The sequence below is a fragment of the Mesorhizobium sp. 2RAF45 genome (assembly GCF_052115225.1).
GTDB lineage: Bacteria > Pseudomonadota > Alphaproteobacteria > Rhizobiales > Rhizobiaceae > Mesorhizobium > Mesorhizobium jarvisii.
Genome location: NZ_JBFRGG010000001.1, coordinates 589,750 through 605,841 on the forward strand (window position 1 = coordinate 589,750; position 16,092 = coordinate 605,841).

At 66.0% G+C, this 16,092-nt stretch carries 18 protein-coding genes and 1 tRNA gene; 14 read left to right on the forward strand and 5 right to left on the reverse strand.

All coding sequences use genetic code 11. The features are described from left to right. Nucleotide 1 precedes the first annotated feature (1 nt). From AB4Z43_RS02920 to AB4Z43_RS02930, 3 genes are read left to right on the forward strand one after another with little or no spacing between them, the layout of a single operon-like run. On the forward strand, nucleotides 2–634 hold the full coding sequence (locus AB4Z43_RS02920; protein WP_064983935.1) for a precorrin-8X methylmutase: 633 nt from the start codon (nucleotides 2–4) through the stop codon (nucleotides 632–634). Then, entirely contained in the window at nucleotides 631–1,389 is a 759-nt protein-coding gene (locus AB4Z43_RS02925) for a precorrin-2 C(20)-methyltransferase (RefSeq protein ID WP_064983934.1), read from the forward strand. Before AB4Z43_RS02920 ends, AB4Z43_RS02925 begins: the two co-directional genes overlap by 4 nt. Further along, entirely contained in the window at nucleotides 1,386–2,150 is a 765-nt protein-coding gene (locus tag AB4Z43_RS02930; protein ID WP_064983932.1) for a precorrin-3B C(17)-methyltransferase, read from the forward strand. Before AB4Z43_RS02925 ends, AB4Z43_RS02930 begins: the two co-directional genes overlap by 4 nt. On the opposite strand, the gene AB4Z43_RS02935 is transcribed toward AB4Z43_RS02930, so the two are convergent. Next, complete coding sequence (locus tag AB4Z43_RS02935) at nucleotides 2,114–2,875, reverse strand: cobalt-precorrin-6A reductase (RefSeq protein WP_064984307.1); 762 nt, start codon at nucleotides 2,873–2,875, stop codon at nucleotides 2,114–2,116. The two genes, AB4Z43_RS02930 and AB4Z43_RS02935, sit on opposite strands and share 37 nt — an antisense overlap. Before the next feature lies 1 nt (nucleotide 2,876). On the opposite strand from AB4Z43_RS02935, the gene AB4Z43_RS02940 reads away from it, so the two are divergent. The 7 genes from AB4Z43_RS02940 to cobT are packed head-to-tail and all read left to right on the forward strand — an operon-like array spanning nucleotide 2,877 to nucleotide 9,203. Then, nucleotides 2,877–4,112: a bifunctional cobalt-precorrin-7 (C(5))-methyltransferase/cobalt-precorrin-6B (C(15))-methyltransferase gene (locus AB4Z43_RS02940; RefSeq protein WP_064984306.1), complete on the forward strand. Its 1,236-nt coding sequence runs from the start codon at nucleotides 2,877–2,879 to the stop codon at nucleotides 4,110–4,112. Further along, nucleotides 4,109–4,495: a cobalamin biosynthesis protein gene (locus AB4Z43_RS02945; RefSeq protein ID WP_019858957.1), complete on the forward strand. Its 387-nt coding sequence runs from the start codon at nucleotides 4,109–4,111 to the stop codon at nucleotides 4,493–4,495. The genes AB4Z43_RS02940 and AB4Z43_RS02945 overlap by 4 nt, the downstream gene beginning before the upstream one ends. After that, nucleotides 4,492–5,256, forward strand: a complete 765-nt coding sequence (gene cobM, locus AB4Z43_RS02950; RefSeq protein ID WP_038647521.1) for a precorrin-4 C(11)-methyltransferase — start codon at nucleotides 4,492–4,494, stop codon at nucleotides 5,254–5,256. Before AB4Z43_RS02945 ends, cobM begins: the two co-directional genes overlap by 4 nt. Next, complete coding sequence (cobA, locus tag AB4Z43_RS02955) at nucleotides 5,253–6,071, forward strand: uroporphyrinogen-III C-methyltransferase (protein ID WP_064983931.1); 819 nt, start codon at nucleotides 5,253–5,255, stop codon at nucleotides 6,069–6,071. Before cobM ends, cobA begins: the two co-directional genes overlap by 4 nt. After that, nucleotides 6,068–7,387: a cobyrinate a,c-diamide synthase gene (locus AB4Z43_RS02960; protein WP_019858960.1), complete on the forward strand. Its 1,320-nt coding sequence runs from the start codon at nucleotides 6,068–6,070 to the stop codon at nucleotides 7,385–7,387. The genes cobA and AB4Z43_RS02960 overlap by 4 nt, the downstream gene beginning before the upstream one ends. Continuing rightward, nucleotides 7,384–8,163 carry an adenosylcobinamide-GDP ribazoletransferase gene (gene cobS, locus AB4Z43_RS02965; RefSeq protein ID WP_064983930.1) on the forward strand — a complete coding sequence of 260 codons (780 nt, stop codon included), beginning with the start codon at nucleotides 7,384–7,386 and terminating at the stop codon, nucleotides 8,161–8,163. The genes AB4Z43_RS02960 and cobS overlap by 4 nt, the downstream gene beginning before the upstream one ends. Before the next feature lie 29 nt (nucleotides 8,164–8,192). Continuing rightward, nucleotides 8,193–9,203, forward strand: a complete 1,011-nt coding sequence (cobT, locus tag AB4Z43_RS02970; RefSeq protein ID WP_064983926.1) for a nicotinate-nucleotide--dimethylbenzimidazole phosphoribosyltransferase — start codon at nucleotides 8,193–8,195, stop codon at nucleotides 9,201–9,203. 177 nt (nucleotides 9,204–9,380) lie between these two features. Here cobT and AB4Z43_RS02975 read toward each other — a convergent pair whose 3' ends face one another. The 3 genes from AB4Z43_RS02975 to AB4Z43_RS02985 form a co-directional block, all read right to left on the reverse strand. Beyond that, nucleotides 9,381–10,058: an outer membrane protein gene (locus tag AB4Z43_RS02975; RefSeq protein ID WP_064983924.1), complete on the reverse strand. Its 678-nt coding sequence runs from the start codon at nucleotides 10,056–10,058 to the stop codon at nucleotides 9,381–9,383. Between the two features lie 535 nt (nucleotides 10,059–10,593). Next, nucleotides 10,594–10,669: transfer RNA gene (locus AB4Z43_RS02980), tRNA-Lys, on the reverse strand. Nucleotides 10,670–10,775: 106 nt separating this feature from the next. After that, nucleotides 10,776–11,684, reverse strand: a complete 909-nt coding sequence (locus tag AB4Z43_RS02985; protein ID WP_069092427.1) for a PhzF family phenazine biosynthesis protein — start codon at nucleotides 11,682–11,684, stop codon at nucleotides 10,776–10,778. 101 nt (nucleotides 11,685–11,785) lie between these two features. Between AB4Z43_RS02985 and AB4Z43_RS02990 the strand changes: the two genes are divergently transcribed. From AB4Z43_RS02990 to AB4Z43_RS03005, 4 genes are all read left to right on the forward strand, one after another. Then, a complete protein-coding gene (locus AB4Z43_RS02990; protein WP_019858964.1) occupies nucleotides 11,786–13,078 on the forward strand; it encodes an efflux RND transporter periplasmic adaptor subunit in 1,293 nt (430 codons plus the stop codon). A 4-nt stretch (nucleotides 13,079–13,082) separates the two neighbouring features. Beyond that, complete coding sequence (locus tag AB4Z43_RS02995) at nucleotides 13,083–13,790, forward strand: ABC transporter ATP-binding protein (protein ID WP_441935829.1); 708 nt, start codon at nucleotides 13,083–13,085, stop codon at nucleotides 13,788–13,790. Nucleotides 13,791–13,792: 2 nt separating this feature from the next. Next, nucleotides 13,793–15,010 carry an ABC transporter permease gene (locus AB4Z43_RS03000; RefSeq protein ID WP_441935831.1) on the forward strand — a complete coding sequence of 406 codons (1,218 nt, stop codon included), beginning with the start codon at nucleotides 13,793–13,795 and terminating at the stop codon, nucleotides 15,008–15,010. Nucleotides 15,011–15,131: 121 nt separating this feature from the next. Further along, complete coding sequence (locus AB4Z43_RS03005) at nucleotides 15,132–15,374, forward strand: hypothetical protein (RefSeq protein WP_019858967.1); 243 nt, start codon at nucleotides 15,132–15,134, stop codon at nucleotides 15,372–15,374. On the opposite strand, the gene AB4Z43_RS03010 is transcribed toward AB4Z43_RS03005, so the two are convergent. Continuing rightward, nucleotides 15,371–16,087, reverse strand: coding sequence for a hypothetical protein (locus AB4Z43_RS03010; protein ID WP_019858968.1), 717 nt, complete (start codon nucleotides 16,085–16,087; stop codon nucleotides 15,371–15,373). The two genes, AB4Z43_RS03005 and AB4Z43_RS03010, sit on opposite strands and share 4 nt — an antisense overlap. Between the last annotated feature and the right edge of the window lie 5 nt (nucleotides 16,088–16,092).

Below are 16,092 nucleotides of genomic sequence, written 5' to 3' on the forward strand. Positions count from 1 at the left end.
CATGGCCGCCTACGACTACATCCACGACGGCACAGCGATCTACGAGCGCTCCTTCGCCATTATCCGTGCCGAGGCCGACCTGTCGCGCTTTTCCGACGCCGAGGCCGATGTGGCGACCCGCATGATCCATGCCTGCGGCCAGGTCGAAGCATCAAGCCATTTCGTCTTTTCGCCCGACTTCGTCTCCGCCGCGCGCAAGGCTCTTGCCGCCGGCGCGCCGATCTTCTGCGACGCGGAGATGGTCTCCCATGGCGTCACCCGCGCCAGGCTACCGGCCGGCAACGAGGTGATCTGCACGCTGCGCGACCCGCGCACGCACGACATCGCCAGGGAGATCGGCAACACCCGCTCCGCCGCCGCGATCGACCTGTGGGGCGAGCGTATGGGCGGTTCGGTCGTCGCCATCGGCAATGCGCCGACCGCACTCTTCTACCTCCTGGAAAAATTGCGCGACGGCGCACCGAAGCCGGCGGCCATCATCGGCATGCCGGTCGGCTTCGTCGGTGCGGCCGAATCGAAGGATGCGCTGGCAGAGAATTCCTATGGCGTACCCTACGCCATCGTGCGCGGCAGGCTTGGCGGCAGCGCCATGACCGCCGCAGCGCTCAATTCGCTGGCGAGGCCCGGCCTGTGAACGCGCTTGCAAAAGGCCGCCTTGTCGGCGTCGGCACCGGTCCCGGCGATCCTGAACTGTTGACGCTGAAGGCCGCGCGGGCCTTGGCCGAGGCCGATGTCGTCGCCTATTTCGCCAAGCGCGGCAACAACAGCAACGCGCGCGCCATCGTCGAGGCGCGCTTCCGGCCGGACATGCTGGAACTGCCGCTGCTCTATCCCGTCACAACCGAGATCGACAAGGATCACGACGACTACCGCTCGCAGATCACCGGTTTCTACGAGGAGTCGGCGCAAAAGGTCGCCGAACATCTCGAAGCCGGCAGGATGGTTGCCGTCCTGTCCGAGGGCGACCCGCTGTTCTACGGCTCCTACATGCATCTGCATGTGCGCCTCGCCCATCGTTTCCCGACCGAGGTCATCCCCGGCGTCACCGCAATGTCCGGCTGCTGGTCGCAGACCGGTGTGCCGATCGTCCAGGGCGACGATGTGCTGACCGTGCTGCCCGGCACGATGAGCGAGTTCGAACTGACGCGCCGGCTGGCCGACACCGATGCCGCCGTCATCATGAAGGTCGGCCGCAATCTGCCCAAGATCAGGCGGGCGCTGGAGGCCACCGGCAAGCTGACGCGCGCCGTCTATGTCGAGCGCGGCACCATGGCCGGCAGCGTCTCGATGAAGCTCGCCGACAAACAGGACGACAAGGCCCCCTACTTCGCCATTGTACTGGTCGCCGGCTGGTCAGGCCGGCCCGGCGCGCTGGGAGCGCAGGCATGAGCGGCCGTCTCACTGTCATCGGCCTCGGGCCTGGCAATACCGACCAGGTCACCCCGGAAGCCAGCCGTGCCGTGGCCGAGGCGAAATTCTTCTACGGCTATAAACCTTATCTCGACCGGCTGGACCTGCGCCCGGACCAGACCCGCGTCGCCTCCGACAATCGCGAGGAACTCGCCCGCTCCAAGGATGCCTTGATCAAGGCCGCCGAGGGCCACGACGTCGCCGTGGTTTCCGGCGGCGATCCCGGCGTCTTTGCCATGGCGGCCGCCGTCTGCGAGGCGATCGAGGCCGGACCGGCCGAATGGCGCGCCGTCGATGTCGCCGTCGTACCCGGCATCACCGCGATGCTCGCCGTCGCCGCCCGCATCGGTGCGCCGCTCGGCCATGATTTCTGCGCCATCTCGCTTTCCGACAATCTGAAACCCTGGGAGCTGATCGAACTGCGCCTTCTGGCAGCTGCCGGCGCTGGCTTCGTCATTGCGCTCTACAACCCGATCAGCAAGGCGCGCCCCTGGCAACTCGGCCGCGCCTTCGAATGCCTGACCGCGATCCTGCCCGGCACCACGCCTGTCATTTTCGGCCGCGCCGCCGGCCGTCCGGACGAGCGCATCGAAGTTTATCTGCTGGCTGACGCCGACGCGCAAAAGGCCGACATGGCGACCTGCATCATCATCGGCTCGCCGGAAACCCGCATCATCAAGCGCGGCGACAAACCGGCGCTGGTCTACACGCCTCGTTCTGCAGCAGGCTCGACAAAATGATCGACCATTGCGGCGAGCTCATCGACGGTTTCAGCCGAAGGCACGTCCGGCAGATCAGGCCTGCGGACCATGACCACGTCGATGCCAAGCGCCCGCGCGGCGGCAATCTTGCCGTAAGTGGCGGCGCCGCCGCTGTTCTTGGACACGACGACTTCGATGCGGTGCTCTTCGAGCAGCGCGCGTTCTTCCGCCTCGCCAAACGGTCCGCGAGCCAGCAGATAGCTCACATCCGGCACGGCCAGCTTCGGCTCGACGGGATCGACGCTGCGAATGAGGTAGTGATGCTGGGGGGCTGCTTCGAAAGCGGCAACCTCTTGCCGGCCAAGCGCCAGGAAGACGCGCCGCGGCGCCAGACCAGCCGTTTGCGCGGCGTCGCTTGTTGTATCGACCTCAGTCCAGCGGTCGCCATCGACCGGCTCCCAGCCCGGACGGCGCAAAGCAAGGATCGGCACGCCGGTCAACCGCGCCGCTTGCGCGGCATTGGCGGAGATTCGCGCCGCGTAAGGATGCGTGGCGTCGATCATCAGGTCGGTGCCGGCCTCCCTGAGATAGGCCGCCAGCCCCTCGGCGCCGCCAAAGCCTCCGCTTCGCACGGGCACGCCTTGCGCGACCGGGCTTTCGGTGCGGCCGGCCAGAGACAGCGTGACCGAAGCGCGTACCGCCAGTTTGCCGGCCAGTTGCCGGGCTTCCGTGGTGCCGCCGAGGATCAGAATGCGGTGGGTCATCATGCCTGCTGAAAGTTCGCGCCGCGCCAGGCCGAAATGGCTGACGGTGATCGGCATCGGCGAGGACGGTTTAGCGGGTCTCGGCGACGAGGCCAAGCAGCGGATTGCCAAGGCCGAGATCATCTTCGGCGGCAAGCGGCATCTGGCGCTGGTCGCGTCCTTCACCAAGGGCGAGCCGCGGCCCTGGCCGGTTCCTTTCGATGCCGGCATGGCCGATGTGCTGGCGCTTGCCGGCAGGAACGTCTGTGTGCTCGCCTCCGGTGATCCTTTTTTTCACGGCGTCGGCGCCACCCTCGCCCGCAAGGTCAAGCCCCGGGAGATGCATGTCATCCCCGCGCCGTCGGCCGTTTCGCTGGCCGCCGCCCGCCTTGGCTGGGCGCTGCAGCATATCGAGATCGTCTCGCTGCATGGCCGGCCGCTCGACCTGATCCGGCCACTGCTGCAGCCCGAAGCACGCATCCTGGCGCTGACGTCGGATGCCGAAATGCCAGCTGCGATTGCCCGCTTGCTCACCGAGCTCGATTTCGGCGCCTCGCGCTTGACGGTTCTGGAAGCTCTGGGCGGTCCAAGGGAGAACCAGCGCTCAACTCGTGCCGATGCCTTCGACCTCGAAAACATCAATCCGCTCAATGTGCTGGCCATAGAAATTGATTCGGATCCGCAAGCCCGCATCCTGCCACTCACGGTTGGTCTTGCCGATCATCTGTTCGACCATGACGGCCAGATCACCAAACGCGAAATCCGCGCCGTCACCCTGTCGTCACTGGCGCCGAGGCGCGGCGAATTGCTGTGGGACATCGGCGCCGGCTCGGGCTCCATCGGCATCGAATGGATGCTCGCCCACCCCTTGATGCGCACGATCGCCATCGAAGCCGATCCGGGCCGCGCCGCCCGCATCCACCGCAACGCCGCCGCCTGTGGCGTTCCCGGCCTTGTCGTGGTGGAAGGCAGCGCACCCAAGGCGCTGGCCAGGCTGGACACGCCGGACGCGATCTTCATCGGCGGCGGCGGCAGCGATACCGGCGTGTTGAACGCTGCCATCAAGGCGCTGCGTTCCGGCGGCCGGCTCGTCGCCAATGCAGTCACGCTGGAGATGGAAGCCCTGCTTCTCGCGCAGCACACAAAGCTTGGTGGTGACCTCATCCGGATAAACATATCGCGTGCCTCGCCGGTCGGCTCGATGCAGGCCTGGCGGCCGGCCATGCCGGTCACCCAATGGAGTTGGGTGAAGCCATGATGGTAGCGGGCATCGGCAGCCGAAAAGGCGTTGGCGTTGAAGACGTGCTTGCCGCGATTGAAACCGCTCTGGAAGCGCATGGGCTGGCCATGACGGCGCTTTCCGCACTGGCCACCGCCGCACTTAAGAAGGATGAAGCAGCTATTGCCGCCGCCGGCCGCGCGTTGAACCTTCCGGTCATCATCGTCGATGACGCGGCTCTTCGGGGCGTCTCGGAGGAAACGCTGAGCCACTCCGACCTGTCGCAAGAAGTCGCCGGCACGCCCTCGGTTTCCGAGGCATCCGCCCTTGCCGTGGCCGGCGCCGGCGCAAAACTGCTTGGCCATCGCATCATGCTTGGCCCGGTCACCTGCGCCATCGCCATCAGCGGAGACGCGCCATGACCGTTCATTTCATCGGCGCCGGTCCGGGTGCCGCCGACCTCATCACGCTGCGCGGCGCCAGGCTGCTGGCAAGCTGCCCGGTCTGCCTGCATGCCGGCTCGATCGTCGCGCCAGAATTGCTGCAGCATTGCGCGCCGGGAACAAAGCTGATCGACACCGCGCCGATGTCGCTCGACGAGATCGAGGCGGCCTATGTCGAGGCCCACAAGGCAGGCCACGACGTCGCCCGCCTGCATTCCGGCGACCTGTCGGTGTGGAGCGCGGTTGCCGAACAGATCCGCCGGCTGGAAAAGCACGGCATACCCTACACGCTGACGCCAGGCGTCCCCTCCTTCGCTGCAGCCGCCGCAGCACTTCGCCGCGAGCTGACCATTCCCGAAGTCGCGCAAAGCCTGGTGCTGACCCGCGTCTCCGGCCGCGCTTCAAAAATGCCGCCCGGCGAAACGCTGGCAGGCTTCGGCCGCACCGGCGCCACGCTCGCCATTCATCTTGCCATCCACGCCATCGACCGCGTCGTCGCCGAATTGACGCCGCATTATGGCGGCGATTGTCCGGTGGCGATCGTCTTCCGCGCCTCCTGGCCGGACGAGCGGGTGCTGACCGGTACGCTGGAAACGATCGAGGCGCAGCTGGCCGCCGATCCGATGGAGCGCACCGCGATCATCTTCGTCGGCCGCTCACTGGCGGCGGAAGGTTTCGGCGAAAGTTCATTGTACGACGCCCACTATCAGCGGCGTTTTCGCGGACGGGACGGATTGTGAGCGGCAGCAGCAAAAACAACGGCGGCAACGCCACGCTCGAACAGGCGCTCGCCCGGCTGAACTTCAAGCCGCGCCCACTGGAGCCGGGCCATGTCTGGCTGGCCGGCGCCGGTCCCGGCGACCCCGGCTGCCTGACGCTGGAAGTGCTGGCGGCTTTGGCCGAGGCGGACGCGCTGGTCTACGACGCGCTGGTCTCGCCGGATGTCGTCGCCGTTGCCGCAAACGCCGAGCTGTTCTTTGCCGGCAAGCGCGGCGGCCAGCCGTCGATGAAGCAGGATGACATCACCGCTCTGCTGGTCCGGCTGGCGCGCGAAGGCCGCCGCGTTATCAGGCTCAAGGGCGGCGATCCCTATATTTTCGGTCGTGGCGGCGAAGAAGCCTTGGCGCTCGCACGCGAAACCATTCCATTCCGCGTGCTGCCGGGCCTGACATCCGGCCTGAGCGCGCTCGCCGCCACCGGCATCCCGGCCACCATGCGCGGCATCAACAAGGCGGTGATCCTGGCGACCGGCCACGCCGCCGGCACCGAAGACGACATCGACTGGGCGGCGATCGCCCGCACCGGCCAGCCAGTCGTGGTCTATATGGGCATGGCCAATTTGCCTTTGATCGCGGCAGCTCTGCTCGACGGCGGGCTGGCTCCATCGACGCCGGCGGCGGTGATCGTCGCCGCCACCACGCCGCAGGAGCGGACCGTCGTCGCTACGCTCGCCACAATCGCCGAGGAAGCGGCCGCAGCAGGGCTGACCTCGCCGGCGCTGATCGTCGTCGGCGGCATCGTCGCCATGCGCGCGGCACTGACGGGGCAGGCATGACCGCCCGCGCCATCATCATCGGCGCGCCGCGCTCCGGCTCGGGCAAGACCAGCGTCACCATCGGCATCTTGCGCGCGCTCACCCGGCGCGGCCTGAAGGTGCGCGGCGCCAAATCCGGCCCCGACTATATCGACCCCGGTTTCCACACCGCCGCCACCGGCCTGTCCGGCGTCAATCTCGACAGCTGGGCCATGCCGCCGTCGCTGCTCAATGCGCTGGCCGCGCAACAGGCCGACGACACCGATTTCGTCATCCTCGAAAGCGCCATGGGCCTGTTCGACGGCATTCCGGCCGCGCCTGGGCGAACCGGTTCTGCCGCCGACCTTGCCCGGCTCTACGGCCTGCCGGTGCTGCTGGTGCTCGACGTGTCGGGCCAGTCGACCACGGCGGCCGCTGTCGCCAAGGGCTTCGCCACCTACGATCCGGATGTGCGCATGGCCGGCGTCGTGCTCAACCGGCTGGGCAGCGAACGCCATCGCAAGCTGTCAGGCGACGCCATCGAGGCGATCGGCCTGCCTGTCGTCGGCGCCATCTTGCGCGATCCCACGCTGAACCTGCCCGAACGGCATCTCGGCCTCGTCCAGGCTGGCGAGTATGATGATCTGATGGCGCATCTCGACCGGCTGGCCGACATGGCGGAGAAGTCGCTCGACCTCGATGCCGTGATGAGGCTGGCGACGCCCCTCGCTCCGGCGGCTGGCGGCTTCGCCGACGCGCTGCAGCCGCCCGGTCAACGCATCGCGCTCGCCGAGGATGGCGCCTTTACTTTCCTTTACCCGCACGTTGCCGCCTATTGGCGCAAGGCCGGCGCGGAGATCGTTCCGTTCTCGCCGCTCGCCGACGAGGCGCCCGACGACAGTTGCGACGTCTGCTGGTTGCCCGGCGGCTACCCCGAGCTTCACGCCGGCAAGCTTGCCGCTGCTGCGAATTTCCATGCCGGAATGGCGCGTTTCGGCGCGACCAGGCCCATCCATGGCGAGTGCGGCGGCTTCATGGTGCTTGGGGAAGCGCTGGAGGATGCCTCCGGCGAGACGCACGGAATGCTTGGCCTGCTCGGCCATGCCACCAGCTTCGCCAAGAGAAAGATGAATCTCGGCTATCGCGAGGCGCGGTTGCGCGCCGATTGCCCGCTGGGCGCGCAAGGCGCGCTGATCCGCGGCCATGAATTCCACTATGCGCAGATGACGGCCACCGGCAATGACGAGCCTCTGGCCGACCTTGCCGACGGCCAGGGCAATCCGATCGGCGCTTCCGGCTACCGGCGTGGTCATGTCAGCGGTACCTTCTTCCATGCGATAGCGAGGGCCAGTGCATGAAGCTCCCGAATTTGACCCTTTCGCCCCGGCAAATCCTCGACGACGTCGCGCTCTGCCTGGTCTTCTTCACCCGCCTGCCTTTGCCCGACCTCGACTTTCGCGGCCGCGGCCTTGCCGCCGCGATCTGGGCCGCACCGGTCGCCGGCCTCCTTGTCGGGCTGATCGGCGCCATCGTCTTTGCCACGGCGGAACGGTTCGGCCTTGCCATGGGGCCGGCGGCGGCACTTGCCCTCGTTGCAACCGTGATCACCACCGGCTGCCTGCACGAGGATGGACTGTCCGACGTCGCGGACGGCTTTGGTGGCGGCAAGTCGCGCGGCCGCAAACTCGACATCATGCGCGACAGCCGCATCGGCGCCTATGGTGCCATGGCGCTGGCGCTGTCGCTGCTGATCCGCTGGAACGTGCTTTCGGAACTGGTGGATCCCACCCAGGCTCTCTTTGCCCTTGTTGCCGCGCATGCGGCCTCGCGCGGCGTGCTGGGCGTCTTCATGCACCTCTTGCCGCCGGCGCGGTCTGACGGCCTCTCGGCCGGCGCCGGTACCGTCTCGCTTGAAACTGCCATCGCCGGGGCCGTGCTCGGCGCGATCCCGCTGCTCCTGCTCGGAGCCGGTGGCGCCATTGCCGCGCTCATCCTGCTTGGCCTGCTCTTTGCCGCCTTCCATGCCCTTTGCCTCAACCAGATCGGTGGCCAGACCGGCGACACGATCGGTGCCCTGCAGCAGGTCAGCGAAATCGCGGTGCTTCTCGTCGCTTCCGTAGCGCTTTCCTCTTGACCTGATTCCCTTTCGGAGACCTTGCCCCCATGCCCTTCAAATCCCTCGATGAATTGCGCGCCGCCTGCCTCGACCTGCCCGCCGGCAGCGATGCCGCGGCAAAGGCCGTTGCCAGCCGCCAGGACACGCTGACCAAGCCGCAAGGCAGCCTCGGCCGGCTGGAAACCATCGCCGCCTGGCTGGCGCGCTGGCAGGGCCGCGACATTCCCAGGCTCGACCGGGTGAAAGTCTTCGTCTTCGCCGGCAATCACGGCGTCACCGCGCAAGGCGTGTCGGCCTATCCCTCAGAAGTCACCGTGCAGATGGTGGCGAACTTCGCCGGCGGCGGTGCCGCCATCAACCAGCTCGCCCGCATCGCCGGCGCCGAGCTCGATGTCATCCCGCTCGACCTCGACCATCCCACCGGCGACTTCACGCAAGTGCCGGCAATGGATGAGAAAGCCTTCCTTGCCGCTGTCTCAGCTGGCTATGATGCGGTGACTAAGGACCTCGATCTGGTCTGCTTCGGCGAAATGGGCATCGGCAACACCACGCCGGCAGCCGCCATTTCGGCGGCGCTGTTCGGCGGTGGCGCGGAAAAATGGACCGGGCGCGGCACCGGCGTCGACGATGCCGGCCTGAAGCGCAAGGTGGTCGCCATCGAAGCCGGCCTGAAGCGCCACGCCGCAGCCCTCGCCGATCCGCTGGGCGTTGCCGCGGCACTCGGCGGCCGCGAACTCGCCGCCATCTTCGGCGCCACGCTGGCCGCCCGTCATCTCGGCATACCCGTGCTGCTCGACGGCTTCGTCTGCACGGCTGCCGCCGCCCCGCTGGCCAGACTACATCCGACCGGCCTCTCCCACACCATCGCGGCCCATGTTTCGGCCGAATCGGGCCATCGCCGCCTGCTCGAAGCGCTTGGCCTGCCCCCCCTGCTCGATCTCGGCATGCGCCTCGGCGAAGGCTCCGGCGCTTGCCTCGCCGTCAACATCGTCCGCTCGGCGCTCGAGTGCCATGCGAGGATGGCAAGCTTTGCCGAGGCCGGGGTGTCGGAAAAGTAGGGCAAATCCGCGAAGCGTGTAACGGTTTTCGTGGGAAAGCGCGTAGCGCTTCCCTCTTGGGAATTGCGTCGAAACAAGAGCTGGAGTGGTTCCCGTTTGCGTGAAACGGTGAACCGCGCAGGTCAAGGACTTTGCTGCACCTGCTCGACGCGGGGCGGACTTCCGCGCCGAAGACCGTCAAAACTTATACGACACACCTATCGTGACAGTGTGCAGGGCCGGGCTAATGTCTTCGACATAGTTGTTGAAGACGACGGTCTTTGAGCCGAAATCTGCGTAGCGGTATTCGCCACGCACCGTGATGTTGTCGGTGAGAGCGTATTCAGCGCCTGCACCTACCGTCCATCCGTTGAATGAAGCCGAGTGACTTTCCTGTCGACCGACGTCTCGAGTGTCTGCTTTTCCGTTGAGGTAGGCGTAACCGCCCGTACCGTAGATCAGCACTCGATCAAATGCGATACCAGCCCTGGCGCGGACGGAAGCAACCCATCTCGCCTTGAAGCCATTAATGTCGCCTCCGCTTCCGCCGTCGTCGCCATCTATGCCGGTTGCGTTGATGTCCGCCTCGCCACCGAACACGAGGGAGCCGGATTGCCAGTTGTAGCCGGCATGCAAGCCGCCGACGACACCGCTTCCATCCGCATTGTCCTGGGTAAAGATGTTCGGACTAGCCTCGGTAAAACCCCAAGGCTGATCGACCTTGCTCCAGCCGCCGCCGATCTGCGCGCCAATGTAGCCGCCCGTCCAGTTGTAGCTCGATGCGACCGGCAACTCGACCGTCGGGTCAGCGGCAAGTGCCGTGCCAGCCGTCAGAGCCGCGAAGAATACAGAACCGATAAAAATGGAAGCCCGCATGCCTTTGATCCCTCGAACGAAGCATCTACCCTGACACCGATAATACTACAGCCAGCTCGCATCAGACGTGATATTTCCGCAACAACTAAAGAAAACAAGCTGTTCAACGCCTGAACCAGGATCGCCTGTGCCACGTCACGGTACCGTGGACGGTGACCAGCCCGGCAAGGCACGGGGTATACCGACGTCTTGCTGTCCCCTCGCGAAACCTGCAAGAACGCCGTCGCTCGATCCCGGCATGCGGCACGCCACGAAGCCATCGCATCTGGAACGGAACCAGGCCGCCGCGTTTCCGATCGCGGCTCGGAGGATGGCTACAGGTCTGCGATCCGGGCAGCGCCACGCGGGATCTGGCCCATTCAATTCGGAACTTTCTCCATGGCCGATGCCCAGGCCGCCATCGGGCCATTCCCTGGCGTGTTTCTGCTGGCGCATGGCTGGGAAAGTGGCGGCATCGTCGCGGTCACGTGCATGGCTCGAGACGCGCCAAACACGTCTCGCTTTCAGGGTCTTTCCACCAAGTCTTCTAGGAATTTGGTGGGTGCGCACAGGATTGAACTGTGGACCCGCTGATTAAGAGTCAGCTGCTCTACCAACTGAGCTACGCACCCACTCGGCCGGCAAAAACCGGCGTTGGCGGGCATATAGCCGCCACCATCGGTCATGTCTAGCCCTGCCGGAATCATTTCCCGACAAATCGACAAACCCTTACCGCGATCAGACGAACAGTCTGCCTTCCGCCACCTTGACCGCATGGCCGCCAATGCGCGCGGAGGCCAGTTTTCCGCCCTGCACGGTCAGTTCCAGGCGGATGCGTGACGGCCGGCCCATCTCCAGCCCCTGCTCGATCCACAGCTGCGAAATGCCATCGGTCGGAGCATCGAAATGCATGATCGCGCCGGCGAAAGCGGCCGCCGCCGAACCGGTCGCCGGATCTTCATAGGAAGGCGTGCCGGGCACGATCATGCGCACATGGAAGGCGCTCTCATGGTTCACCGTCTCGCGGCAATAGACATAGGGGCTGGCGAAGGCCCACTCGCTCTTGCGCGGCGCCAGCTCCGACCAGGCCTGGTTGTCCAGCCGGATGCGGCCCGCCGCTTCGAGATTGGCGACCGGAATGGTCACATAGGGCACGCCCGCCGACCAGAAGGCGACGCGGTGATTCTCGAAGCCGATCTCATGCGGCGCCAGGCCGAGGGCGGCACCGATCGCCTGCGGATCGGCCTCGAGCTTCAACGGCTCGGGCAATTTCGCCAGGTCGAACTCGGCGAAAGCGGCGCCGTCATGCCTGCTGACGGCGCAGCGCACCGGGCCGATGTTTTCCTCCAGCACGAAGATGCCGGCTCCGTCCTCGCCGGCCAGGTCGGCCAGCGCGATTGCCGAACCAACTGTCGGATGGCCGGCGAACGGCATTTCATAGTCCGGCGTGAAGATGCGGATGCGGTTTTTATGCTTGGGGTTGTCCGGCGGCAGCACGAAGACCGTCTCGGACAGGTTGAATTCGCGCGCGATGGCCTGCATCGCTGCCGTGTCCAGACCTTTGCAATCCAACACCACGGCCAGCGGGTTGCCGGCCAGTCGCTCGGTCGTAAACACATCGTAAAGCAAGTAATTCCGGGTTTGCATTCCTGCCTCAATCCCAACATGGGCGAAATTTAATTTGATATTTGGACCGGTAACCCTGATCTGTGCACAGACAGGGACATTACGCATCATAGGGGTCCGACGTGGACCAGATTGTCAATCTGCCAAAGACGGAATCGGATTCCGCCATCGAGACGGCGCTCGGGCTCGATAAGAAGGGGCGGAGCAAGACGCGCCGGCGTGGCTGGCTCTATGCGTTGCTGACCCTGATCGTGCTCGCCGCCGGTCTTGGCCTCTATCAGTGGTATGCTGGCACGCCCGCCAGGATCGATTATACCACCGTGCCGGCCGCCAGGGCCGACCTCACTGTCCAGGTCTCGGCGACGGGCACACTGCAGCCGCTCACCCAGGTCGACATTTCCAGCCAGCTCTCCGGCATCATCCGCTCGGTCTCGGTGAATGAGAACCAGCAGGTGAAGAAGGGCGACGTGCTGGCGGCCCTCGACACCACCAAGCTGCAGGTGCAAATCGAGCGCGCCGAGGCTTCCGCCAAGGGCGCGGCGGCCAATGTCGAGGATGCCACGGTGACGCTCGCCGAGAACGAGAGCGCGCTGGTGCGCGCGGCCGCCTTGACCAAGCGCGGCATGGCGACCGACCAGTCGCTGGAGGCAGCGACGGCGACGCGCGACCGCTCGAAGGCAGCGCTTGATAGCGCGCAGGCCAATCTCGCCATCGCCAATGCCGATCTGAAATCGCAGCAGACCGACCTTGCCAACAGCACCATCTACGCGCCGATCGACGGCATCGTGCTGACGCGCTCGGTCGACCCCGGCCAGACGGTCGCCTCCTCGCTGCAGGCGCCGGTGCTGTTCATCATCGCCGCCGATCTGAGGAACATGGAGCTGGTGGCGGCGGTTGACGAGGCCGATATCGGTGCCGTCAAGACTGGCCAGCATGCCCGCTTCACCGTCGACGCCTTCCCGGAGCGGCCGTTCGACGCCGAGATCCGCGACATCTCCTATGCTTCGGTCACGACGGACGGCGTCGTCACCTACAATGCACGGCTCGAGGTCGACAACAACGAACTGTTGCTGCGCCCCGGCATGACCGCCACGGTTTCGGTCGTCACAAGACAGGCCAAGGATGTGCTGACCGTGCCCGCCAGCGCCTTCCGCTATCGCCCGACGCAGCAAGCAGCCCGCGCATGGAGCTTCAGTGACCTGTTTACCGGCCGCATGGGCCGTCCGGGCGGCAATCGCCAGCGCCAGGCCGCAACGGCCCCCACCGACGGCTCGCGCACACTCTATGTGCTGGAGAACGGCCGGCCGCATGCGGTCAACGTCAAGATCGGCTCGACCGATGGCGAGCTGACCGAGATCACGTCCGGCCTGGAGGAAGGCGCGCAGGTCATCACCACCTCGCAGCTGCGGAGCTGAGGCCGTGGCCGCGGGCGCGCCCCTCATCACCTTCGACAAGGTCTGGAAGAGCTATGGCCAGGGCGAAGCCCGGGTTCACGCGCTGGCCGGCGTCGACCTCGCCATCCGGCGCGGCGAATTCGTCGCCATCATGGGCCCTTCCGGCTCGGGCAAATCGACGGCGATGAACATCATCGGCTGCCTCGACACGCCGACGGCCGGAACCTACTCCTTCATGGGCGTCGATGCCGGCCGGCTCGACCGCAACCGCCGCGCCATGCTGCGCAACCTTTATGTCGGCTTCGTCTTCCAGGGCTACAATCTCCTGGCGCGCACCACGGCGGCCGAAAATGTCGAACTGCCGCTGATCTATCGCGGCGTGGCCAGCCGCGAGCGCCGCGACCTTGCCATGCAGGCGCTCGCCCAGGTCGGCCTGGTCGGCCGCGAGCATCACACGCCGGCCGAACTTTCCGGCGGCCAGCAGCAGCGCGTGGCCATCGCGCGAGCCATCGTCACCCGGCCGACGCTGCTCGTCGCCGACGAGCCGACCGGCAATCTCGACACCGCACGCACGCACGAGATCATGGAGCTGCTGACAAAGCTCAATAAGGAGCTCGGCCTGACCGTCACCATGGTCACTCATGAGGCCGATGTCGCCGACTATGCCGAACGCACCATCCGCTTCCTCGACGGCCACCTCGTCTCCGACACCGCGAATCTGGAGACGGCATAACCATGATCTGGGAAACCGTCCGCCTCTCGCTTCGCTCGATCCGCCGCAACGTGCTGCGCTCGTTCCTCACGCTGCTCGGCATCGTCATCGGCGTCGCCGCCGTCATTGCCATGCTGACCATCGGCTCCGGCACGACGCAGAAGGTCAAGGCCGACATCTCCAAGCTCGGCAGCAATCTTCTGGTCGTTCGTGCCGGACGCCCGGCAGGCCCCGGCGGCCCGGCCGGGCTCGACCAGGTGGTGCGGCCGCTGGCCGAGAAGGACCTCGCGGCGCTGGTTGCGCATCTCACCGGCGCGCGCGCCATCTCGCCGGCCTCGCAAAAACAGGTGCGCGTCATCTTCGGCACTGAAAGCCTGACCTCAGGCGTCACCGGCACCGACAGCGCCTATCTCGATGCGCGCGACTGGAAACTGGTGTCCGGCCGGCCGTTCAGCGATTCCGAAACCCGCTCGGGCACCGGCGTGTGCCTGATCGGCGAGACGGTGCGCCAGCAATTCTTCGGCGCCGGCGATCCCGAAGGCGAGATCATCCGCGTCAACCGCACCTCCTGCAAGATCATCGGGCTGCTCGAACCCAAGGGCTACACCGGCTTCGGCCAAGACCAGGACAACGTCGTCCTGATGCCGCTGCACGCCTATCAGCGCCGCATCGCCGGCAATCGCGACATCGACAACATCTACATCGCCGCCGACGACCGCACCCCGACCAGCGAGTTGCAGCCGCGCGTCGAGGACATTTTGCGCGATATCAGGCGCATCACGCCGGATCGCGAAAGCGATTTCGGCATCCGCGACATGACCCAGATCGCCGACGCCATGGCCAGCGCCACCACCACCATGACCGGCATGCTGGGCGCGGTCGCCGGCGTCAGCCTTCTGGTCGGCGGCATCGGCATCATGAACATCATGCTGGTCTCGGTCACCGAGCGCACGCGCGAGATCGGCATCAGGCTCGCCATCGGCGCGCATGAAAAGCACATCCTGATCCAGTTCCTCGTCGAGGCGACCGTGCTGTCGCTGCTCGGCGGCATCATCGGCATCCTGATCGGCCTGGGGCTCGCCGGCCTCGCCTCGGCGACGCTGACCATCCCCTTCGCGCCAAGCCCGGCGGTCATCCTGCTGGCCGTCGGTTTCTCGGCACTGATCGGCATGGTGTTCGGCTTCTTCCCGGCGCTGCGTGGCGCGCGCCTCGATCCGATCGACGCGCTGCGGCACGAGTAGAAAGCCGGGCCGGCTCCATCACGAGCGACGGCTATTCCCAACCTTGGATGCTTGCCTGCACCGGCAGCACTGTCGCCCTCTGGTCGACGATGCTAAGACATCTCAGGTTGAGGAACGACACATGAGCAAGAAGACACGACTGATCGTGACGATGGTGATCATCGAGGCCGCCCTGGCAGGCATCTGGTGGTATCTCGCCCGCTTCGGCATGGCCAATCCCGATCGCGTCACGTCGGATTTCCAGGCAGTCGTCGGCCAGACCATGGGAATGGCCATGGGTGGGTTGCTGGGCATCGGCTTAATCTTGTTTCTCGTCGCGGCCCGCAACGACCGCAAGGCGGCGCAGGAGAAGGCGCGCCCTTAATCCAGGCCGGAAAAGTGCCACTCGATCAGCGGCTTCATATACGATGTCAGCCCGTCCGGCAGGTCGCCGGCATGGCGTATGACCACCGGCCCTTCGATCTCCGGATCGGTTTCGCTGGCGACGAAGGCTGAGATTCGCCGCGCGATCTCATCAGCCGGCGCCGGCTCGTGATAACGGCGGAAGATCACCGTGCCGCTGTTCGTCGACAAGGCGTGGTAGCGCTCGCCGCGTTCAGCAGCCGACAGGTCGAGGCCGGTCTCTTCGCGCACCTCGCGGATCATGTTGAAGTCGACATCGACCAGCCCATCGCGGAAATCGACCGGCTCGAACGAACCGGCGGCGAAATAGACGCGGCCGGCATTGACCGTGTGACGTCCCATGCGGATCGCCACCAGCGCATTGTCGCCGGCCACCAGCATGGCGTGGGCATAGGCATGCTCGGCTCCGGAATTCTCGCGCTGCTTCCGCCAGAGCATGAAGGTGGAGTAGTTGACCGCATGGCAGCGGCCGATCAGGCTGTTGTCACGCCAGGCAAGCTGCGACAGCAGCACCACCGTGCCGTCGAACAGCGCCGGATTGGCTGCTATCTCGCGCTGCCAGTTCTCGGCGATCGCCTCGGCATTATCCCTGGCGAAGGGATGCGGGCCGGGATCGAGCCGGACGTCGACGGCATCGACGGGCAGGATGACATTGCGCGGAAGATCGAAACTCATGCGTC

Excerpts from the sequence above, each read along its gene's own strand:
- AB4Z43_RS02920 (WP_064983935.1), top strand. The coding sequence starts at position 2 with ATGGCCGCCTACGACTACATCCACGACGGCACAGCGATCTACGAGCGC.
- AB4Z43_RS02930 (WP_064983932.1), top strand. The coding sequence starts at position 1,386 with ATGAGCGGCCGTCTCACTGTCATCGGCCTCGGGCCTGGCAATACCGAC.
- AB4Z43_RS02935 (WP_064984307.1), bottom strand. The coding sequence starts at position 2,875 with ATGACCCACCGCATTCTGATCCTCGGCGGCACCACGGAAGCCCGGCAA.
- AB4Z43_RS02940 (WP_064984306.1), top strand. The coding sequence starts at position 2,877 with ATGCCTGCTGAAAGTTCGCGCCGCGCCAGGCCGAAATGGCTGACGGTG.
- AB4Z43_RS02945 (WP_019858957.1), top strand. The coding sequence starts at position 4,109 with ATGATGGTAGCGGGCATCGGCAGCCGAAAAGGCGTTGGCGTTGAAGAC.
- cobM (WP_038647521.1), top strand. The coding sequence starts at position 4,492 with ATGACCGTTCATTTCATCGGCGCCGGTCCGGGTGCCGCCGACCTCATC.
- AB4Z43_RS02960 (WP_019858960.1), top strand. The coding sequence starts at position 6,068 with ATGACCGCCCGCGCCATCATCATCGGCGCGCCGCGCTCCGGCTCGGGC.
- cobS (WP_064983930.1), top strand. The coding sequence starts at position 7,384 with ATGAAGCTCCCGAATTTGACCCTTTCGCCCCGGCAAATCCTCGACGAC.
- cobT (WP_064983926.1), top strand. The coding sequence starts at position 8,193 with ATGCCCTTCAAATCCCTCGATGAATTGCGCGCCGCCTGCCTCGACCTG.
- AB4Z43_RS02975 (WP_064983924.1), bottom strand. The coding sequence starts at position 10,058 with ATGCGGGCTTCCATTTTTATCGGTTCTGTATTCTTCGCGGCTCTGACG.
- AB4Z43_RS02985 (WP_069092427.1), bottom strand. The coding sequence starts at position 11,684 with ATGCAAACCCGGAATTACTTGCTTTACGATGTGTTTACGACCGAGCGA.
- AB4Z43_RS03000 (WP_441935831.1), top strand. The coding sequence starts at position 13,793 with ATGATCTGGGAAACCGTCCGCCTCTCGCTTCGCTCGATCCGCCGCAAC.
- AB4Z43_RS03005 (WP_019858967.1), top strand. The coding sequence starts at position 15,132 with ATGAGCAAGAAGACACGACTGATCGTGACGATGGTGATCATCGAGGCC.
- AB4Z43_RS03010 (WP_019858968.1), bottom strand. The coding sequence starts at position 16,087 with ATGAGTTTCGATCTTCCGCGCAATGTCATCCTGCCCGTCGATGCCGTC.